Origin of the sequence: Peribacillus sp. V2I11, from assembly GCF_030817135.1 — a bacterium.
Taxonomy (GTDB): domain Bacteria; phylum Bacillota; class Bacilli; order Bacillales; family DSM-1321; genus Peribacillus; species Peribacillus simplex.
The window spans coordinates 4,933,421-4,952,606 of record NZ_JAUSYW010000001.1; the positions used below are offsets into that span (position 1 = coordinate 4,933,421).

At 40.8% G+C, this 19,186-nt stretch carries 14 protein-coding genes and 2 pseudogenes; 12 read left to right on the plus strand and 4 right to left on the minus strand.

From position 1 onward, the window contains the following. Positions 1-502 precede the first annotated feature (502 nt). From QFZ73_RS24120 to QFZ73_RS24150, 7 genes are all read left to right on the plus strand, one after another. Positions 503-2,137, plus strand: coding sequence for a peptide ABC transporter substrate-binding protein (locus QFZ73_RS24120; RefSeq protein ID WP_307271593.1), 1,635 nt, complete (start codon positions 503-505; stop codon positions 2,135-2,137). Positions 2,138-2,270: 133 nt separating this feature from the next. Then, positions 2,271-3,200 (plus strand): ABC transporter permease, encoded by a 930-nt coding sequence (locus QFZ73_RS24125; protein WP_141994689.1) that lies wholly within the window; start codon positions 2,271-2,273, stop codon positions 3,198-3,200. Next, the gene (locus tag QFZ73_RS24130; RefSeq protein WP_307271597.1) at positions 3,200-4,129 is read left to right on the plus strand and encodes an ABC transporter permease; all 930 of its coding nucleotides are present in this window, start codon (positions 3,200-3,202) and stop codon (positions 4,127-4,129) included. Before QFZ73_RS24125 ends, QFZ73_RS24130 begins: the two co-directional genes overlap by 1 nt. Positions 4,130-4,178: 49 nt before the next feature. Further along, positions 4,179-5,192 carry an ABC transporter ATP-binding protein gene (locus QFZ73_RS24135; RefSeq protein ID WP_251438128.1) on the plus strand — a complete coding sequence of 338 codons (1,014 nt, stop codon included), beginning with the start codon at positions 4,179-4,181 and terminating at the stop codon, positions 5,190-5,192. Between the two features lie 13 nt (positions 5,193-5,205). Continuing rightward, entirely contained in the window at positions 5,206-6,198 is a 993-nt protein-coding gene (locus QFZ73_RS24140) for an ABC transporter ATP-binding protein (RefSeq protein WP_251438127.1), read from the plus strand. Positions 6,199-6,501: 303 nt separating this feature from the next. Beyond that, a complete protein-coding gene (locus QFZ73_RS24145; protein ID WP_307271602.1) occupies positions 6,502-7,860 on the plus strand; it encodes an IS1182 family transposase in 1,359 nt (452 codons plus the stop codon). Between the two features lie 318 nt (positions 7,861-8,178). Further along, complete coding sequence (locus tag QFZ73_RS24150) at positions 8,179-9,033, plus strand: crotonase/enoyl-CoA hydratase family protein (protein WP_251437803.1); 855 nt, start codon at positions 8,179-8,181, stop codon at positions 9,031-9,033. 218 nt (positions 9,034-9,251) lie between these two features. On the opposite strand, the pseudogene QFZ73_RS24155 reads toward QFZ73_RS24150, so the two are convergent. Both QFZ73_RS24155 and QFZ73_RS29030 read right to left on the minus strand, forming a co-directional pair. Next, positions 9,252-9,453, minus strand: a pseudogene (locus tag QFZ73_RS24155) (cold-shock protein). Between the two features lie 184 nt (positions 9,454-9,637). Then, a pseudogene (locus tag QFZ73_RS29030) lies at positions 9,638-10,567 on the minus strand (D-2-hydroxyacid dehydrogenase). Positions 10,568-10,688: 121 nt separating this feature from the next. Here QFZ73_RS29030 and QFZ73_RS24180 point away from each other — a divergent pair. The 5 genes from QFZ73_RS24180 (at position 10,689) to QFZ73_RS24200 (ending at position 16,148) form a co-directional block, all read left to right on the plus strand. After that, positions 10,689-11,237, plus strand: coding sequence for a GNAT family N-acetyltransferase (locus tag QFZ73_RS24180; protein WP_307271619.1), 549 nt, complete (start codon positions 10,689-10,691; stop codon positions 11,235-11,237). 218 nt (positions 11,238-11,455) lie between these two features. Further along, positions 11,456-12,913: a CoA-acylating methylmalonate-semialdehyde dehydrogenase gene (locus QFZ73_RS24185; RefSeq protein WP_307271622.1), complete on the plus strand. Its 1,458-nt coding sequence runs from the start codon at positions 11,456-11,458 to the stop codon at positions 12,911-12,913. A gap of 71 nt (positions 12,914-12,984) precedes the next feature. Next, positions 12,985-14,325: an aspartate aminotransferase family protein gene (locus QFZ73_RS24190; RefSeq protein ID WP_307271625.1), complete on the plus strand. Its 1,341-nt coding sequence runs from the start codon at positions 12,985-12,987 to the stop codon at positions 14,323-14,325. A 317-nt stretch (positions 14,326-14,642) separates the two neighbouring features. Further along, on the plus strand, positions 14,643-15,257 hold the full coding sequence (locus QFZ73_RS24195) for an NUDIX hydrolase (RefSeq protein ID WP_307271628.1): 615 nt from the start codon (positions 14,643-14,645) through the stop codon (positions 15,255-15,257). 93 nt (positions 15,258-15,350) lie between these two features. After that, positions 15,351-16,148 (plus strand): endonuclease I family protein, encoded by a 798-nt coding sequence (locus QFZ73_RS24200; RefSeq protein ID WP_251437794.1) that lies wholly within the window; start codon positions 15,351-15,353, stop codon positions 16,146-16,148. Positions 16,149-16,208: 60 nt separating this feature from the next. Here QFZ73_RS24200 and QFZ73_RS24205 read toward each other — a convergent pair whose 3' ends face one another. Together QFZ73_RS24205 and ade are read right to left on the minus strand one after the other, a co-directional pair. After that, a complete protein-coding gene (locus tag QFZ73_RS24205) occupies positions 16,209-17,267 on the minus strand; it encodes a lactonase family protein (RefSeq protein WP_251437792.1) in 1,059 nt (352 codons plus the stop codon). Between the two features lie 145 nt (positions 17,268-17,412). Further along, a complete protein-coding gene (ade, locus tag QFZ73_RS24210; protein WP_307271636.1) occupies positions 17,413-19,170 on the minus strand; it encodes an adenine deaminase in 1,758 nt (585 codons plus the stop codon). Between the last annotated feature and the right edge of the window lie 16 nt (positions 19,171-19,186).

Sequence of the window (19,186 nt, forward strand, 5' to 3'; positions counted from 1 at the left end):
TGACTGGAGTTATTAGAATATTTAGAAAAAATAGACGAGCGAACTTATATGAATACTGGTATAAAGGTGTTTGAAAAAACCACTGGAAGCCGGAAGTCATTTTACATCAAATAGGTTATCATTTCTTTTTACCTAGTATCTAGATCGAATTGATTAGAAAATAATTACTATATTGTGAAAAAGTACTCATCGGTTTATTGATTTTTTGATTTATTCGTAATATACTTAAAATTCAACATCTTTAATTCGAGGTATAGTACCTTTAGCGAGGTTGAAAAGAGGGTGATTTTTTACTAGTAAACTGCATTAATGCTTTTTTTAGGGAGAAATTCAGATTTATGCAAACGGTTCGCTAGTTGTTTTAGGTGAATTCCTGCAATGAATGCTTCTAACTTTCCTCGCTGACATTATATGTACTATACGGAAGATTAATAGGTGCTAGAAGGATAATCTCTTAAATGGGAATATCCTAAGAAAGATTAAAGATGAGGGGGAATATTTTTTGAAAAAGTCTAAATTTTCAGTGCTTGCTCTTCTTATGGCCATCATGCTAATGCTTGCGGCATGCAATGGCGGTTCGAAGGAAACTTCGAATGAAAAAGAAGGCGGCTCGGGTGACTCAGCCAACTCAAAAGTATTAAACGTAAATAACTCGAGTGAACCAGGTTCGCTTCACCCTGCGAATGCACAAGGTACTCATGAATCATGGATCCTTGAACACACGTTTGAGGGACTGACAAAGAAAACAGAAGAAGGCAAAATCGTACCTGGTTCTGCAGAATCATGGGAAATCAGTGAAGATGGATTAACTTGGACATTCAAATTGAAAGATGGTTTGAAATGGTCAAATGGAGATCCGCTTACAGCCAATGACTTTGAATATGCTTGGAAATATGCTTTGAAACCGGAAACAGCTGCTGATTATGCATACCAACTTTATTATCTTAAAGGCGGGGAAGCTTACAACAGTAAGAAAGGGAAGGAAGAGGACGTAGGCGTTAAAGCGACAGACGAACATACATTAGTCGTTACTTTGGAACAGCCTACACCATATTTCCTTGACTTGACTTCTTTCTATACTTTCTACCCAATCAATAAAAAGGTGCAGGAAGAAAATCCAAAATGGGCTTTGGATGCAAAAACACACGTTTCGAACGGTCCGTTCAAATTAACGGAGTGGAAACATAAAGAAAGCCTGAAGATCGAAAAGAATGAAAATTACTACGATAAAGATAAAATCAAATTGGATGCGGTTAACTTTGCTCTAATTGAAGATGAAAATACAGCATGGCAAATGTATCAAAGTGGCGAATTGGATATCGCTTATCCACTGCCAGTGGACGTGCAAGGCCAATTGGTTAATTCTGGCGACAAAGAATTCAAAAACGGCGCAGAACTTGCTGTCTACTATTACAACTTTAATACGGAAGTAAAACCTTTCAACAATGAAAAGGTTAGGAAAGCGCTATCAATGGCTATCGAACGTAAAAAGATTACTGAAAATGTTGCTCAAGGCGGTCAAAAACCTGCCTATGGAGTAATCCCGCCGGGCATTCCTGATGCAACTGGAGATTTCCAGGAAAATACAGGTAACCTATTTGAGGAAAACGTTGCTGAAGCCAAGAAATTGTTAAAAGAAGGACTTGCTGAAGAAGGCATGAAAGAATTACCTAATTTTTCAATTTTGTATAATACTTTAGATACCCATAAGAAAATTGCTGAAGCCGTTCAAGGAATGTGGCGCGATAACCTGGGTGTTGAAGTGACACTTGAAAATGCAGAATTCCAAGTTAAGCTTGATCGTGAAAAAGCTGGCGACTTTGAAATTTCCCGTGCAGGATGGGTTGGTGACTATGTTGACCCAATGACCTTCATGCTTTGGGAAACGGACGGTGCCTATAATGATGCAAATTGGTCGAACAAAGAATATGATGGTTTATTAAAAGAGGCAAAATCTACAATGGATCCAAAAGAACGCATGGCTGCTTTACATAAAGCAGAGGAAGTTCTGATCGAAGAAATGCCGATCCTTCCGATTTACTTCTATACAAAACCATATATGGTTAAATCGAATGTTACTGGAGTTTTTGCTCCGATTAATGCTTATCCGAACTTTATTTATGCGGATAAAAAATAATAGAAGGTTAAAAGTGAAATGGGAGGTATGTCCGATTAAGGACATACCCCATTTTTCAATTGCGAATTTGAATATTTCATGAATTCATTTCCGTTTTCAACTCCTTAGAAAATCGATGATTGGGGTGATTACCATGTTGAGATATACATTAAACCGTTTTAAATGGGCGATTATTACTTTATGGGCTGTTATTACATTAACGTTCATCATAATGCATACGATTCCGGGAAATCCATTTGCGAAAGAAGGAGCTATGCCTCCTGCTGTTTATGAAAACCTTCAAGTCCACTATGGATTGGACAAGCCGTTGTTGACCCAATATGGGAATTATTTATTGGAAGTCGTTCAATTTGATTTTGGTCCTTCATTGAAATCCTCATCCATTTCTGTGAATGATTACATTTTGAAGGGATTTCCAGTGTCCTTGCACTTAGGGGCACAAGCATTGGTGATTGCCATCTTCTTTGGGCTAATTTTGGGTGTTGTGGCTTCACTGAAAAGAAATAAATGGCCCGACTATTTATCAATGGTCATTGCCATCGTAGGTATTTCCGTTCCTAACTTTATCTTGGCGACTATTTTAATCAATTATTTTGCGATAAAATGGAATATATTCCCTGTTGCTACATGGGCGACATGGCAGCATACCATTTTACCATCCATTGCCCTTTCGATGATGCCGCTTGCTTTCATCGCGAGATTGATGCGGACAAGCATGCTTGAAGTAATGGGGCAGGATTACATTTTGACAGCAAAGGCCAAAGGATTGAAACGGAGCGGTGTCATAATCAAACATGCGATTCGGAATGCGTTATTGCCGATTATCACGATTCTGGGCATCCTTACGGCTAATATCGTTACAGGAAGCTTCATCATTGAACGTATTTTTGGTATTCCAGGCATGGGGGATATGTTCGTAAAGGGAATATCCAACAGAGACTACCCGGTCATTCTTGGTTCCACAATTGTGTATAGTGCGGTGCTTATCCTATTGATATTCATTGTTGATATAGCCTATACGTTGATTGATCCTAGAATTAAAGTGACGGGGGAGAAGAAATAATGGCAAATAAAGTGCATTTAACCGAAGATATGTTCCAACCCGCGGAAGACAACTTTAAGGAAGCTGAAAAAATTGCCAGACCTACAGTTTCATATTGGTCTGACGTCTGGCGTCGTTTTAAAGAAAATAAGCTGGCGATGACGGGATTTGTTCTTATAATCCTCTTGGTCTTGATGGCGATTTTTGGTCCATATATTAATGGATATACTTATTATGGACAAGATTTCGAGAAAAAGAACCTAAGCCCAAATAGCGAGCATTGGTTTGGAACGGATTCATCAGGAAGGGATCTGTTTACGCGAGCTTGGTATGGTGCGAGGATATCCTTGTTCATTGGATTGATGGCAGCGCTGATCGACTTTTTAATTGGTGTCCTTTATGGCGGGATTTCAGCTATTCGCGGTGGACGCACAGATAATATCATGATGCGGTTTGCTGAGGTAATCTATGCGATCCCATACCTATTGATGGTTATCTTAATGATGGTCGTATTAAAACCTGGTATTCTGCCGATCATCATTGCGATGTCGATTACAGGGTGGATTCCGATGGCACGACTGGTACGGGGACAGGTTTTACAACTAAAAGAGAATGAATATATCCATGCTGCAACCATCTCTGGTGCCAATACGAGCTGGACATTAAGAAAGCACATGATTCCAAATACAATGGGACCGATCCTTGTCAATTTAACGTTGACTGTACCTACTGCTATTTTTGCCGAAGCTACACTTAGCTTTTTGGGACTGGGTGTGCCGGCTCCTCAGGCAAGCTGGGGAACATTGACAAGTGATGCCCTGGGAAGCATTCTGGTAGGGAATTTCTATCAACTTTTAATCCCGGCAATATTGATTTCCTTAACCATGTTCGCATTCAATGTGGCTGGTGACGGATTACAGGATGCACTAGATCCAAAACTACGGAAATAAATGAGTCCTAACATAAAGATTTGATATTACTAGAATAGGAGGGACGATGATGGAGAACCTATTAGAAGTCAACGATTTACAAATCACCTTCCATACTTATGCAGGAAAAGTGCAAGCGGTTCGCGGCGTGAACTTTGATGTGAAAAAAGGGGAAGCCGTTGCCATTGTTGGGGAGTCCGGATGCGGCAAAAGTGTTACAGCGAAATCTATCATGAGATTACTGGAAACACCTCCAGCAGAGTATGGAAAAGGGTCGATAAACTTTGGCGGTAAAGACCTTCTTAAAATGAGTGAAAGGGAAATGCAGAAGATTCGCGGAAATGAAATCAGCATGATTTTCCAGGATCCGATGACTTCGCTCAATCCAACGACAAAAATCGGCAGCCAGATCATGGAAGGCATTTTAAAGCATAATAAAAACATGTCCCGAAATGATGCATACGAACGGGCGTTGGAAACGCTCAAACTGGTAGGCATTCCTCAGCCGGAAAAAAGGATGCAGCAATATCCGCATGAGTTTTCAGGTGGTATGCGCCAAAGGGCGATGATAGCAATGGCCCTTGCTTGTGAACCGAAATTGCTGATTGCCGATGAACCTACAACAGCATTGGATGTAACGATACAAGCGCAAATTTTGGAACTGATGAAAGATATCCAGCGAAGAATGGATACTTCCATCATTTTAATCACTCATGATTTAGGTGTGGTTGCGGAAACTTGTGAACGGGTAGTCGTCATGTATGCAGGTAAGGTCGTGGAGACGGGTACGGTGGAAGCTATATTTTCAAACCCGCAGCATCCATATACAAGAGGTCTGCTTAAAACGGTGCCAAGGCTGGATATGGAAAAAACGGCTCCGTTGGTTCCGATTATCGGATCACCACCGGATTTATTGGATCCGCCAAAAGGATGCCCATTTTATCCAAGATGTGAATCAGCAATGAAAGTGTGCAAAGACCATGATCCGGAGCTTGAAGTAGTGGAAGAAGGTCAGACAGCCGCATGCTGGCTGCACCACCCAATGGCAAAGGCAGCACAGGTGCAAGCACCGACAAATGTATAAAGGAGGAGAACCAATGGTTTCACTGAAAAATAAGGCCGTGAAAGAAAAGACAGACAACGAAAATTCTCCTCTTGTTGAAATAAAGAATCTGAAGAAGTACTTTCCTATTGGTTCTCAATCGCTGAAAGCGGTAGATGGTTTGGATCTCAAAATCTACCCAGGGGAAACTGTCGGTCTTGTTGGGGAAAGCGGTTGCGGTAAATCGACTGCAGGTCGTACAATCACTCGGCTTTATGAACCGACAGATGGGGAAGTTCTTTTTCAGGGCAAAAATATTTTCGATTACAAACCCGGGGAAATGTCACATATCCGCCGTGAAATACAAATGATATTCCAAGATCCCTACGCATCCTTGAACCCAAGGATGAAGGTGGAGGAATTGATTGGGGAACCACTTGCCATTCATGGGATATCAAAAGGTAAAGAGCGAAGAAAACGGGTGGAAGACCTGTTAAAGCTAGTTGGTTTAAGTCCGGAACATATTACTCGTTTTCCGCATGAATTCAGTGGTGGGCAACGCCAGCGTATTGGAATTGCAAGGGCGTTGGCTTTAAATCCTAAATTCATCGTTTGTGATGAACCAATTTCTGCCTTGGATGTTTCGATACAGGCTCAAGTGGTCAACTTATTAAAAGAGCTGCAAAAAGAAATGGGATTGACTTATTTATTCATCGCGCATGATTTATCGATGGTCAAGTATATTTCAGATCGCATTTTAGTCATGTACCTTGGAAGGATGATGGAACTTTCGGATAGTGATTCTTTAACGAAAGATCCGCTTCACCCTTACACACAGGCCTTGCTTTCTGCAGTGCCGATACCAGACCCCACTATTAAACGGGAAAGAATCGTACTTAAAGGCGATGTACCAAGTCCGATCAATCCGCCGAGCGGCTGTGTATTCCGGACTCGCTGCCCTAAAGCGATGGAGATATGCTCCAGTGCTATACCTGAATGGAAAGAACAAAAACCGGGGCATTTCGTTGCTTGTCATTTATATTGGTAAACAAAAAAACCAGTTGCATTTGCAACTGGTCCAGACTGTAGACAAACTCGATGAAAATCGAGTTTGTCTATTTTTATGGCTTGTACTTTTGTACGTTGATTTCCACTCCAGGCACTCGCTTTCCGCGGGCGGTCGGGGAGCCTCCTCGGCTTTCGCCTGCGGGGTCTCCCCTAGACGCGCTTTTCCCGCAGGAGTCCCGTACCTTCCGTTCCAATCAACTTTGTCTTACCTTTTAGATAGAACACTTTTGCCTGGAGTCATTTTTGTTTTAAAATAGAAGTATTAAAACTTGAGGTGATGAGGATGCTTTCTAAACATGATTCTATTCAGCGAGATCAACTTGAAATGATTACTTTAGATCAACTGGTGCCACCGAACCATTTGGTTCGTAAAATGGAGGCTGCCATTGACTTCACTTTCATTTATGACTTGGTGAAAGATATGTATTCAGAGGTAGGACGCCCAAGTATTGATCCAGTTATTTTAGTTAAACTGACTTTCATTCAATATACCTTCGGTATTCGTTCCATGCGTAAAACGATTGAAGAAGTTGAAACCAATATGGCTTACCGTTGGTTCTTAGGCTATGGTTTCCATGATAAAGTACCTCATTTCTCTACGTTCGGGAAAAATTATGAGCGACGCTTTAAAGATACAGACCTATTTGAACAGATTTTCTATCGCATTTTAATGACAGCTGCTAATAAAAAGTTAATAAGTGCTGAACACGTTTTCTTGGATTCCACACATGTGAAAGCCAGTGCGAATAAACGGAAATTTGAAAAGAAAATCGTTCGTAAAGAAACACGAGCGTATCAAGGACGTCTTCAAGAAGAAATCAATCAAGATCGTGAAAACCATGGAAAAAAGCCTTTTCCACCAGATAAATTTGATAAAGAAGAGACCAAAGAGATTAAAGAAAGTACAACGGATTCTGAGAGTGGCTACTATGTGAAAGATGAACGAACAAAACAGTTTGCCTATTCATTCCACGCGGCCGCAGACCGCAACGGTTTTGTATTGGGAACGATTGTAACACCTGGAAATACACATGACAGTCAGATCTTAGAGCCACTAGTTGAACAAGTGATTGAGAAAGTTGGAAAACCGGAAGCCGTTGCCGCAGATGCAGCTTATAAAACACCAGCGATTACAAGCTACCTATTTAACAAAGAAATCATACCGGCTTTAGCTTATACACGTCCTCGCACCAAAGAAGGATTTTTCCGCAAACAGGACTATGTATACGATGAACATTTTGATTGTTACCTTTGCCCTTCGGGCGAAACTTTAAAGTACTCAACAACAAATAAAGAGGGCTATCGCGAGTACAAATCGCCAAAACAAATTTGTGCAACATGCTCATTTTTATCTCGGTGTACAGAAAGCAAAGACTGTCAAAAAGTGGTGACACGGCATATCTGGCAAACACATGTGGAAGAAGCAGATCATCTGCGTCATCATCAAGATGTAAAACCTATATATGCAAAACGTAAAGAAACGATTGAGCGTGTATTCGCAGATGCAAAAGAAAAGCATGGTATGCGTTGGACTACTTTAAGGGGACTTAAAAAATTGTCGATGCAGGCGATGCTTACTTTCGCTGCCATTAATTTAAAGAAGATGGCCAATTGGACATGGCGAGGTCCAAAAATGGCCTAACATAGTGGGCTCGTAGAGCCCCAATCTCTTAACTTTAGGCGAAAATTCAAAGGGAATTTCAAAAGGGGTTCAGAATTTTTTAATTCCGAACCCCTTTTGTCTACAAACTGAACCAGTTGCATTTGCAACTGGTCTTTTTTTACACATTTATATAAAATATTTTTAGAAAAGAAGCGATTATCCTCCAGACTTAAATTATTTATCGGTATGTCAAAATAAATAACTAGGAATCTGAAAATAAAACATATAATATGTAATTATATGTAAAAATTAAATTCTGTTGAATGTTTCAATTTGTGAGAGAAGGAGGGACTGTTATTGTATTCCACGATAACTAGTGAAATCGTCGATCGTGTCATGATTGTTACTCTTAATCGTCCTGAGAGAATGAATGCTTTCAATGAAAAGATGTGTGAGGAGATGATTCACGCTTTTAATGAGGCGGATGAAAATGATGACGTACGAGCCGTCATTTTAACTGGCGCTGGGGATGATTTTTGTGCTGGAATGGATTTGGAAAAAGGTGCAGAAACCTTTATGGATCACACTCCTTTGGTTGAATATCGCGATGCAGGGGGAATGTTATCATTACGGATATTTGAGATGAAGAAACCTATGATAGCGGCCATTAATGGAGCGGCAGTCGGAATTGGGATAACAATGACTTTGCCCATGGACATTAGAATTGCTTCAACAGATGCAAAAATGGGTTTTGTATTTGCGAGGCGGGGGATAACGATGGAGGCATGCAGCGGCTGGTTCTTACCTAGACTTGTCGGAATGGGTAAAGCTTCCGAATGGATTTTTACCGGCAGGATGATTTCGGCCAGTGAAGCATATGAGGGAAGGTTGGTAAACAAGATCGTCGAGCCAAACGAATTGATGTCTGCGGCAATGGAAATTGCAACAGACATTGCTGAAAATACATCTTCCGTCTCTGTGACGCTATCCCGGCAGTTAATGTGGACGATGCTCGGTGCAAACCATCCTGTTGAATCACACAAAATAGAATCGAAAATGATCCATTGGACCGGAAAACAAGCGGATGCACTAGAAGGGATCGAAGCTTTCCTTGAAAAAAGGAAAGCCGATTTCAAAATGAAAAGCAGCACAGATATGCCTCCGTTTTACCCATGGGGAACAGATCGAACATATGAAGTGGATAAGAAATAAATGGTAAGGTCAGCGAATCCAGGGCTTCGGAAGTGCGTGATAATTTTTACTTTTCGGATAAATTAGGGTTTCTTTTCTTAGTGTGTTATACTGGGTTTACCATTTACTAAACTTGTTTCATGTTCCCTATTCCCTGTGAATAGGGTTTTTTTATGATTGCTTTTTCAATCAAAAAAACAGACCCTACAAGTAGGGTCCGTTATATATTGTATTTAAAATTATGCTTTTTGAACGTTAGTAGCTTGGGGTCCACGTTGACCTTGCTCAACTTCAAAAGTAACTTCTTGACCTTCGTCTAATGATTTGAATCCTTCGCTTTGGATAGCTGAGAAATGTACGAAATACATCGTCTCCGTTTTCGCGTTCGATGAAGCCAAATCCTTTTTCTGCGTTAAACCATTTTACTTTACCTTGTTCCATTGTTGTTGCCTCCTAGTGTGAATCCACACATTGTGTTACTACCCTTGCTCAATCATTAGACGAAAAGTTTTTCACTTATCAATCTTCCCGAACAAAAATAATTCTTTTTAAATATAACAGATAAAGTCGGAATCTGCAAGCTAACAAGGGAAGATTATTTATGTACACAGACAATGAACAATTCTTAATACCCTTTTTTGTAATCAAGTAAATTTGTTGAAGGTGTTTTACCATTTAGATAGCTCTTTAAATTCGGCATGAAAATATCCTGAATAAGCCTTTGGTCGTAAAACTCCGTATTTCCGGATGTGTGCGGCGTGATGATTACATTGTTCAACTCCCATAATGGGCCATTCTCAGGAAGTGGCTCCGTTTCAAATACATCAAGTCCAGCACCCGCAATATCTTTGTCTTTAAGCACTTGAACCAATTCGTTCTGAATGACGATATTTCTCCTTCCTATATAAATGAAAAAAGCGGAGGGTTTCATTAACTCGATTCTTTTTTTTCGAACATATTCCGTGTTTCCGGGGTCAATGGTAATGACACGAAAATATAATCGCACCTAGGAAGAAGATCATTCAATTGTTTTTGTGTGAACATCTCATCGACAAATTCTTCTGATATACCTGAATGGCGCATTCCTAATACGGTCATGCCAAAGCCTTGGCAATTTTAGCGGTTTCCTTTCCGATTTTTCCGACACCGAGGATCCCGATGGTCTTTTCATGAATTTCCTGCTTCATATGTGCGTGATGCCAAGTCTTTGTTTAATATATGTATCTACTTTTCTTGTTAAGGCAAGCATTAACAAGAAAATCGTTTCTGAAATGGGATAGGTATGAACACCGTTTGCAGTTGTAACCTGGACATCCTTTTGTTCTAAATTTCCCAGGGGGAAACGCTCCATGTCTGGATCCATTTTACTTCTCTTGCATCAATCGATTCAGACATCTCCGCTTACCATCCTGCAATCACTTCAGCTCGGCTATATGGTCTCTCCATAGTTCCGGAGATTTTCCAGTGATAACAGTCCAGTCGGGAACCGATTCTTAAATTTCTGTAATAAGAGCTCATTCAAATTTTGGCTTATTATGAGTTTCCTTTTTGGCATAATTATCCTCCAGTATCATTTTTTCTGAATTATACGTAAGTTTCGATAATCTTTCAATTGGGAAAGCGATTGCTTAACAATCTTGCTATAATACTAATAATCAATGGAATGGGGTGTATTCATGAACGTGAAAGACATATATGGACAGCTGCCTATTATAGAATCAAAACGTTTGGTCATGAGGAAAGTCACCATGAATGATGCCGAGGACATGTTCGCTTATGCATCCAACAGTGAAGTTTCCCGTTACGTCACATGGGAAGCACATCGTTCCCTATGTGATACAAAAGATTTTATCCGATTTATCCTGCAAAATTATGAGGATAAGCAAATCGCTCCCTGGGGCATAGAACACAAGGAAAGTGGTAAGTTGATTGGTACTATTGATTTTGTTTCATGGCAGGTTGATCATCAAAGTGCAGAAATCGGGTATGTGCTTGCACCCGAATATTGGGGGAGTGGCTTGATGACGGAGGCAGCGCAAAAGATAATCGCCTTTGGCTTTGAAAATATGAACCTAGTTCGTATACAAGCAAGGTGCTTCGTTGAAAATTTGGGTTCAGAACGGGTCATGCAAAAGGCTGGTATGTCTTTTGAGGGGATCATAAGAAAAGGAATGTTTGTTAAGGGAAAGCATCAGGACTTAAAGCTATATTCCATCATAAAATGATGGCTTTGGAGTATGCTGATTAAAGATGAAATAAGGAAAAATACATCGGTTTTGGAAGCGTGAATTTCTGTTCATGATTATTATGAATATTGGAAAATCAAAAACAAACAATATGTGCAAATATTGAATCAAAAACTATACAAAACGTCTAATGTAAAAAGTCCGTTTGAAAAATATAATGAAACTATAAAATCGTGTTGAAATGGAGGGTTTCTTTAATGGCAGTAATAAATGAAGTAAAAACGTTGAAAAATTATATCGGTGGCAAATGGGTGGATTCCACAACATCGAAACATGAACAAGTGCCTAATCCGGCAACGGGAGAAGCTTTGGCGATCGTTCCCCTTTCAACAAAGGAAGATGTAAACCAAGCGGTGCAGGTTGCTAAAAAGGCGTATAAAGAATGGAAAAAGGTCGCCGTTCCAAAAAGAGCCCGCTTCTTATTCCGTTACCAGCAATTATTGATAGAACACTGGGATGAGCTTGCAAAGCTGGTCACAATCGAAAATGGAAAAAGCTATACAGAAGCATATGGTGAGGTTCAGCGCGGGATTGAATGCGTGGAGTTCGCAGCAGGTGCGCCTACCTTGATGATGGGCAGCCAGCTTCCAGATATTTCCCCAGGTATTGAATCTGGCATGTATCGTTATCCAATGGGTGTCGTTGCAGGGATTACGCCGTTTAATTTCCCGATGATGGTGCCATGTTGGATGTTCCCGCTGGCAATAGCTTGTGGAAATACGTTTATCTTAAAACCTTCAGAACGGACACCGCTATTAGCCAACCGACTTGTGGAATTATTGACGGAAGCCGGTGTTCCGGATGGTGTTGTCAATATTGTCCATGGTGCCCACGATGTCGTGAATGGGATATTGGAACATGAAGACATTAAAGCGGTATCATTTGTTGGGTCCCAGCCTGTCGCAGAGTATGTATACAAAACGGCAGCTGCCAATAAAAAACGTGTCCAGGCTTTATCAGGAGCGAAAAATCATTCAATCGTCATGCCTGATGCTGATTTGGATAATGCGGTAACGAACATTACGAATGCCGCTTTCGGATCTGCAGGCGAGCGCTGCATGGCTGCGTCTGTGGTTGTTGCGGTGGGGGAAGTCGGAGATTCGCTCGTTGAGAGATTAAAGGCTGCAGCGGATGACATCAAGATTGGAAATGGAATGGATAAGGACGTTTTCCTGGGGCCTGTGATTCGTGATAGTCATAAAAAGAGAACGGAACAATATATTGAAATCGGGGAGAAAGAAGGAGCTGTCCTCCTTCGTGATGGCAGGAATGAAGGCGATCAGGAAAATGGCTATTACGTTGGACCGACATTATTTGATCATGTAAAAACAAACATGAAAATATGGAAGGATGAAATTTTTGCTCCTGTCTTATCCATAGTACGGGTCAATACCCTTGAAGAAGCAATCGAATTGACCAATCAATCCGAATTTGCCAATGGTGCCTGCCTCTACACGGATAGTGCAAAAGCCATCCGGGAATTTCGCGAAGAAATTGATGCAGGGATGCTTGGTATTAATCTTGGGGTACCCGCGCCAATGGCATTCTTTCCATTTTCCGGCTATAAAAGTTCATTTTATGGAGACCTTCATGCCAACGGGAAAGACGGAGTGGAATTTTACAGTAGAAAGAAAATGTTAACGGCAAGATACTGATAGGAAAAAGCGGGTCGGCTCAAATTGTGGTCGGCCTTCCTTTATACATCTTTTTAGGAGGAGAGTAGCTTATGCAGGTTGAAAAACAGGGTCAGGATCTTAAAGCGATCGATGGTAAATATGTGTGGCATCATATGAAAGGGGCTGAACCCAGCCCTGGGACAATGGTGATTAAAAACGGGCAAGGAGCATGGATTACGGATGTTGATGGGAATCGCTTCCTGGATGGGATGTCAGGTTTATGGTGTGTCAACGTTGGTTATGGCCGCACGGAACTGGCTGAAGCAGCTTACGAGCAGCTGAAAGAACTTCCTTATGCCCCTTTAACGAATAGCCACATTCCGGCTATTAAGCTGGCAGAGAAATTAAATGAATGGCTTGGTGGGGATTATGTGATCTTCTTCTCTAACAGCGGTTCAGAAGCAAATGAGGCTGCTTTTAAAATTGCGCGGCAGTATCATCAGCAAAAAGGTGAACATGGACGTTATAAATTCATTTCCCGTTATCGCGGTTATCATGGCAATTCAATGGGAGCCCTGTCAGCTACCGGGCAGGCGCAACGAAAATATAAATATGAACCACTCGCCCCAGGATTTCTTCATGTATCACCGCCAGATTCTTACCGAAATCCAGAGGATGAAAGCGGTGAAAAAAGTGCAGCGGAAATTGAACGTACCATTACATGGGAGCTGAGCGAAACGGTGGCTGCGGTCATTATGGAACCAATCATCACTGGGGGCGGAATTTTGATGCCGCCTGATGGTTATATGAAACGTGTCAAAGAAATTTGTGAAAAAAATGGAGTCCTGCTCATTTCGGATGAGGTCATTTGCGGGTTTGGCCGTACTGGTAAGAAATTCGGATTTATGAACTATGATGTAAAACCAGACATCGTAACAATGGCTAAGGGAATCACGAGCGCTTATCTGCCATTATCCGCTACAGCCGTCAAACGTGAAATTTATGAAGCGTATATTGGCTCAGACGTATATGACCGCTTTCGGCATGTAAATACATTTGGCGGCAATCCGGCTGCATGTGCCGTCGCTTTGAAGAATATTGAAATATATGAAAATGAAAATCTTATAGAACGGTCTAAGGAGTTAGGGCTGCGCTTTCTGAAAGAGTTTGAAGAAATTAAAACACATCCCAATGTTGGGGATGTGCGAGGGAAAGGTTTGTTGGTAGGGATTGAACTAGTGGAAGATAAACTGACAAAACAACCGATCGAACTTTCCAAAATCAATAAAGTGATTGCATCATGCAAAGAAAAGGGGCTGATCATAGGTAAAAATGGTGATACAGTCGCAGGTTTCAATAATGTCCTGACTCTTGCTCCCCCACTTAGTATAACTGAAGAGGATTTTTCATTCATCATAACGACGGTAAAGCGAACGCTAGCTGAACTATGAAAATAAGGCGATGGTAAAAAACTGAAAATTCAGTATTAAATCAGTTGTATGTACCTGTTGATACACTATTTATTGAAGAAAGATTGCATCCATACTTTGCTTTTTAAATGAGCCAGCAGCGTTTAGTTTTAGCACCGTTCAGAACTTTGAACGGTGCTTTGTCTATGATCAAGGAAGAATAAGAGGAAAAGAAATCTATTATGAATTTAAGGCGATATTTTGGAATCGTTTTCCTTGCTTAGTTATAGCGGATGTTCGAAAATGGAATGATAAGGAGTGGTAGAAAATCCATATAACCGGCAGAAGAGGTGAGTGACATGAATAATGAAGATATAACAAAAAAACTAACATTACATATCCCTGAAATTTTGGGGAGTGGGAATTTTTCAAAGTATGCTGTATTGGTACCGCTTATAGAAAAAGAAGATGGAATTCATGTTCTTTTCGAAGAGCGTTCACACAAACTGAGGAGGCAGCCGGGGGATATATGTTTTCCAGGCGGGAAAATAGACAAGCTGGACCATGATGAACAGGCGGCTGCCCTAAGGGAAACATATGAGGAACTTAATTTGGGAAAAGAAGATATCGATAATGTCTTTCCAATCGATTATTTGGTATCCCCATTTGGGATGATTGTCTATCCTTATGCAGGGTTTGTTCGTAACCATCAACGGATAATACCTAATCCAGCTGAGGTAGAAACCATTTTTACGGTCCCGCTATCCTTTTTCATGGAAAAACCGCCAGAAATTTATCATGTCAAATATAAAGTGGAACCGCATGAAAACTTCCCCCATGATTTAGTCGTTGGCGGGGAGAATTATAAATGGCAGCCGAAACAGATGGAAGAATATTTTTACTTATATAATGGCCGGGTAATCTGGGGAATGACGGCGAAAATCCTTACCCATTTTATAGAAATTCTTCGTTAGACCCTTCTAAAGCACCTTTTTTTCTCGGTCGATTTCTATTAAACTTAAATTATGGTAAAAGTTAGGTTTTAATAGAAGCGGGGGGATGAGTGGATGAAGTATAGTTTTGAAGTACTTGAAAAAGAACGGGAAATGGCAATGGCTGAACTAGTCAACTTCAATGAAAGCCGTGAATACTATGATGAAACCAAAGATCACGAACTTAAGCTAGCATACTACAAAGATGGTTCCTTGGACCGAGAAGGATTGAAGGACCTACTTGTGGCAACCCATAAAAACCAGCTGAACTACTCACCACATCGTCATGTTTACCCATGGGTGGACTTACAGGAAAATGGCCAGCTGAAAAGTCTGTACTCCGGTAAAGGGATGGATCCTGTAAAAGTCATTGAGGAAGATATCCGTATACTAGAAATGATGTCAAGAGGTATTGAATCAACAAATTCGGAGAACATTCTCGTTAATTGTGAACATGTCGTACCTCAATCATGGTTCGATAAAAAAGAACCGATGAGGGGGGATTTGCATCATCTGTTTGCCTGTGAACCAACTTGTAACAGCAGCCGGAGTAACTTTCCATACCATGATTTTGAGGATTATATCCCTGAAAAATCGGCTGCCGGAATAAAGGCGGGTTGCGGGAAATCAGAAGAAGGTAAATTCGAGCCAGAATACGGAAAAGGCATCGTGGCGAGGGCTACTTTGTACTTTTTACTCAGATATGAGGGAATCCTCGATAGCGGCAAAATTGACCTGGCACTGCTTTTGGAATGGCATCGGCTTTTTCCCGTCAGCACTTATGAAAAACATAGAAACCAGGCTATACATGAAATGCAGGGTAATCGTAACCCATTTATAGATTTTCCCGAAATGGCGGAGAAATGGAATTAAAGAAGGATAATAAAAAAGGATGGAAGCTGCAGTGCAAGCTTCCATCCTTTTTATTATAGATTATAAGAATTTTACGCAAACAGGGAAGGGAACTTGAACATCTTTTTGCATTAATGTTAGTTTTCCGTCCTGTTCATTCCGTGCAAAAAGTGTCAGGTTTCCTGATTGTTCATTAGAAGCGATCAGAAATTTTCCGCTAGGGTCCAATGAAAAATCACGTGGCCAATGTCCTTCGGTAGAAACCAGTTCCACGAATGCCAGTTTGCCTGTTTCTTGATTGATTTGGTAAACGGCAATACTATCATGTCCGCGGTTTGCGGCATATATGAATTGCCCGTCACCAGAAATATGAATCGCGCTTCCTTGGTTATTTTCCTTGAAATCTTCCGGGACGGTGCGAACCGTTTGTAATTCAGAAAAACTTCCGGTTTGACCATCGAAGCTCAAAACAATGACTTCTGGTACAAGTTCTGCCATGACATACGCAAATTTTCCGTTTGGGTGGAAGGTCAAATGCCGTGGTCCGCTGCCGGGAGCAACTGATAAGCTGTTTACTTCTTCCAAAACCCCACTATTTATTTTATAGGTTATTACTTTATCTATTCCGAGGTCGACTACAGCAATGAACCTTTCATCCGGAGTGAAACCAGCGAAGTGGGTGTGTGCTTTTTCCTGACGTTCAACATTCGGTCCTTGACCCTCATGTTGAACAGTGGATGATACAGGCAAAGGGGTCGCATCATCATGAAGCGGATATGATTCAATCACGCCTTCTCCATAACTGGAAGTGACCAAGACCTTTTTCTTGCTGTCGACACTTATATGGCAGGAAGAGCCATTTGGTGTCAGTTGTTTGCCCAAGAAGGTAAGCTCACCTGATTCTTCATTAATCGAATAGGCTGAAACTCCACCGCTACCCGCTTCTTTTAAAATGGCGTAGAGATTTTTTTTGTCCTGGCTGATGGCGACATAAGTCGGATCGGTTAATTCTGCTGCAAGAACCGGTGTACTGAGTTTTCCTTCTTCTGTATCTAAAGTAAAGCGGTAAATACCTTCGCTGTTTCCTTTTGTGTAAGTACCTATGTATCCAATGATGTTCTGTTGATCATGTTTTGCCATATTATCTCCTCCAAGAAAGATTTGTGTTTATTTTTATTTTAACATAAATGATACCCATTATATCCTTTTCCCGGTTTTAGTTGAGTTAGAACCTTTTTCATTTAAAAATTATTGGGTGAAAAGAAAAAAACCCCGACTAGGGGGGTCAAATTTTATCGACTGGCTTTGAGGCTTCGATAGGAATATGCCTAAATTCGGAAACGGAAAATAAACCCTGATCCGTGAGTTTAATTTCAGGGATGACAGGTAAAGCCAAGAATGCAAGTGTAAGAAAAGGGTTGAAATGCCTGTTTGCTCCGAGTTTCAATAGGGCAACGTCGATTTTTTTCAATGAATGAACCACATCCATATAATTGCATTCACTCATCAATCCCGCTATTGGAAGGGGAAGGGAAGCGAGTATTTCCCCATTTTGGATTACGGTCAATCCACCCTGCATTTTTTTGATTTCCTTAGCTGCCATTAGCATATCCTGGTCACTCGTCCCGGCAATGATCAAATTATGTGAATCATGGGCTACTGTCGTGGCAATTGCTCCTGATTTCAACCCGAGCCCTTTGACGATTCCAAGACCTAATTGTTTCGTCATATGATGCCTTTCAATAACAGCAAGTTTTATATGATCAACATGTTCGGAGAACTGGAATAGACCTTCAAGATTAAGTGTGACCGGTTCAATCGAATGCTTTGTAATCAAGCTGTTTGGAGTTATTTCAATAATATTAGCGAACTCATTATTAAAAGGTATCGCCAAATCACCTTCCGTTATTTCATGAAATTGAACAGAGTGCTTCAATCCGTCGTCAATAACCTGTTCCTTTACATCTGGAAAGTTAAGTAAACGATTATTTTGCACCATAAGCTTTCCCTCTTTATAGACCGAGTGGATGATGATAGAATCAAGATCATCCAATAGAAGAAAGTCTGCCTTGTATCCAGGTGCAATTGCACCATGTTCCTTTAAACCAAAACATTCTGCTGCATTAATGGTCGCCATTTGAATGGCGGTAATTGGCGGGACACCTGTTTCTATGGAAAGTCGAACGTTGTGATCGATACTCCCCTCAGATACAATATCATCTAGGTGCCGGTCATCGGTGACGAATAAACAACGGCGGGAGTTCTTCTCATTAATAACTGGAATCAGGTTTATTAAGTCTTTGGCAACGGTGCCTTCCCTGATCATAAGATACATTCCTTTACGCAGTCTTTCTTTTGCCTCTTCCGCTGTAGTGCATTCATGATCGGTTTTAATGCCTGCACTCATATAAACATCGAGCTGTTGTTCGGATAATCCTGCTGCATGGCCATCAATGCTTTTGCCTAGTCTATTAGCATCATATATTTTTTGCAGCATATCCTCATCCGTATCTGAAACTGCCGGGAAATTCATGACTTCGGCTAAACCGAGCACTCTTTGGTTTTGATAAAATGAAATTAAATCTTCACTTCTTAAGACAGCACCAGAATGTTCAAACTCCGTAGCAGGTACACAAGATGGCATCATGAAGTAAAAGTCAAAAGGAAGTTGATCGGATTGTTCAATCATATATTCCAAGCTCTTTTTTCCAGAAACATTGGCAATTTCATGAGGATCTGCAACGATGCTGGTCACACCATGTAAAAGGAGGATTTTTGCGAGTTCAGAAGGCCTGACCATTGAAGATTCAATATGTACATGGCCATCAATGAATGTAGGGCATACGAATTTTCCTGCTGCATCGATTTCTGAAATACCCTCATAACGCCCAATACCAGCAAAAAAACCATCGACGATAGCAATGTCGCCTGTATAGGTATCGCCATTGAAAACATCTATGATTTTCCCGTTTTTAATGACACAATCTGCAGGTGTTCTGCCCGCCGCAACGTCTATTCTCCTTTTAAGCAAATTTTTTTTCATATTAGTAACCCCTTTG

What these genes read in the sequence shown, in the direction of transcription:
- QFZ73_RS24125 (WP_141994689.1), top strand. Translation starts at nt 2,271, where the DNA reads ATGTTGAGATATACATTAAACCGTTTTAAATGGGCGATTATTACTTTA.
- QFZ73_RS24130 (WP_307271597.1), top strand. Translation starts at nt 3,200, where the DNA reads ATGGCAAATAAAGTGCATTTAACCGAAGATATGTTCCAACCCGCGGAA.
- QFZ73_RS24135 (WP_251438128.1), top strand. Translation starts at nt 4,179, where the DNA reads ATGGAGAACCTATTAGAAGTCAACGATTTACAAATCACCTTCCATACT.
- QFZ73_RS24140 (WP_251438127.1), top strand. Translation starts at nt 5,206, where the DNA reads ATGGTTTCACTGAAAAATAAGGCCGTGAAAGAAAAGACAGACAACGAA.
- QFZ73_RS24145 (WP_307271602.1), top strand. Translation starts at nt 6,502, where the DNA reads ATGCTTTCTAAACATGATTCTATTCAGCGAGATCAACTTGAAATGATT.
- QFZ73_RS24180 (WP_307271619.1), top strand. Translation starts at nt 10,689, where the DNA reads ATGAACGTGAAAGACATATATGGACAGCTGCCTATTATAGAATCAAAA.
- QFZ73_RS24185 (WP_307271622.1), top strand. Translation starts at nt 11,456, where the DNA reads ATGGCAGTAATAAATGAAGTAAAAACGTTGAAAAATTATATCGGTGGC.
- QFZ73_RS24190 (WP_307271625.1), top strand. Translation starts at nt 12,985, where the DNA reads ATGCAGGTTGAAAAACAGGGTCAGGATCTTAAAGCGATCGATGGTAAA.
- QFZ73_RS24195 (WP_307271628.1), top strand. Translation starts at nt 14,643, where the DNA reads ATGAATAATGAAGATATAACAAAAAAACTAACATTACATATCCCTGAA.
- QFZ73_RS24200 (WP_251437794.1), top strand. Translation starts at nt 15,351, where the DNA reads ATGAAGTATAGTTTTGAAGTACTTGAAAAAGAACGGGAAATGGCAATG.
- QFZ73_RS24205 (WP_251437792.1), bottom strand. Translation starts at nt 17,267, where the DNA reads ATGGCAAAACATGATCAACAGAACATCATTGGATACATAGGTACTTAC.
- ade (WP_307271636.1), bottom strand. Translation starts at nt 19,170, where the DNA reads ATGAAAAAAAATTTGCTTAAAAGGAGAATAGACGTTGCGGCGGGCAGA.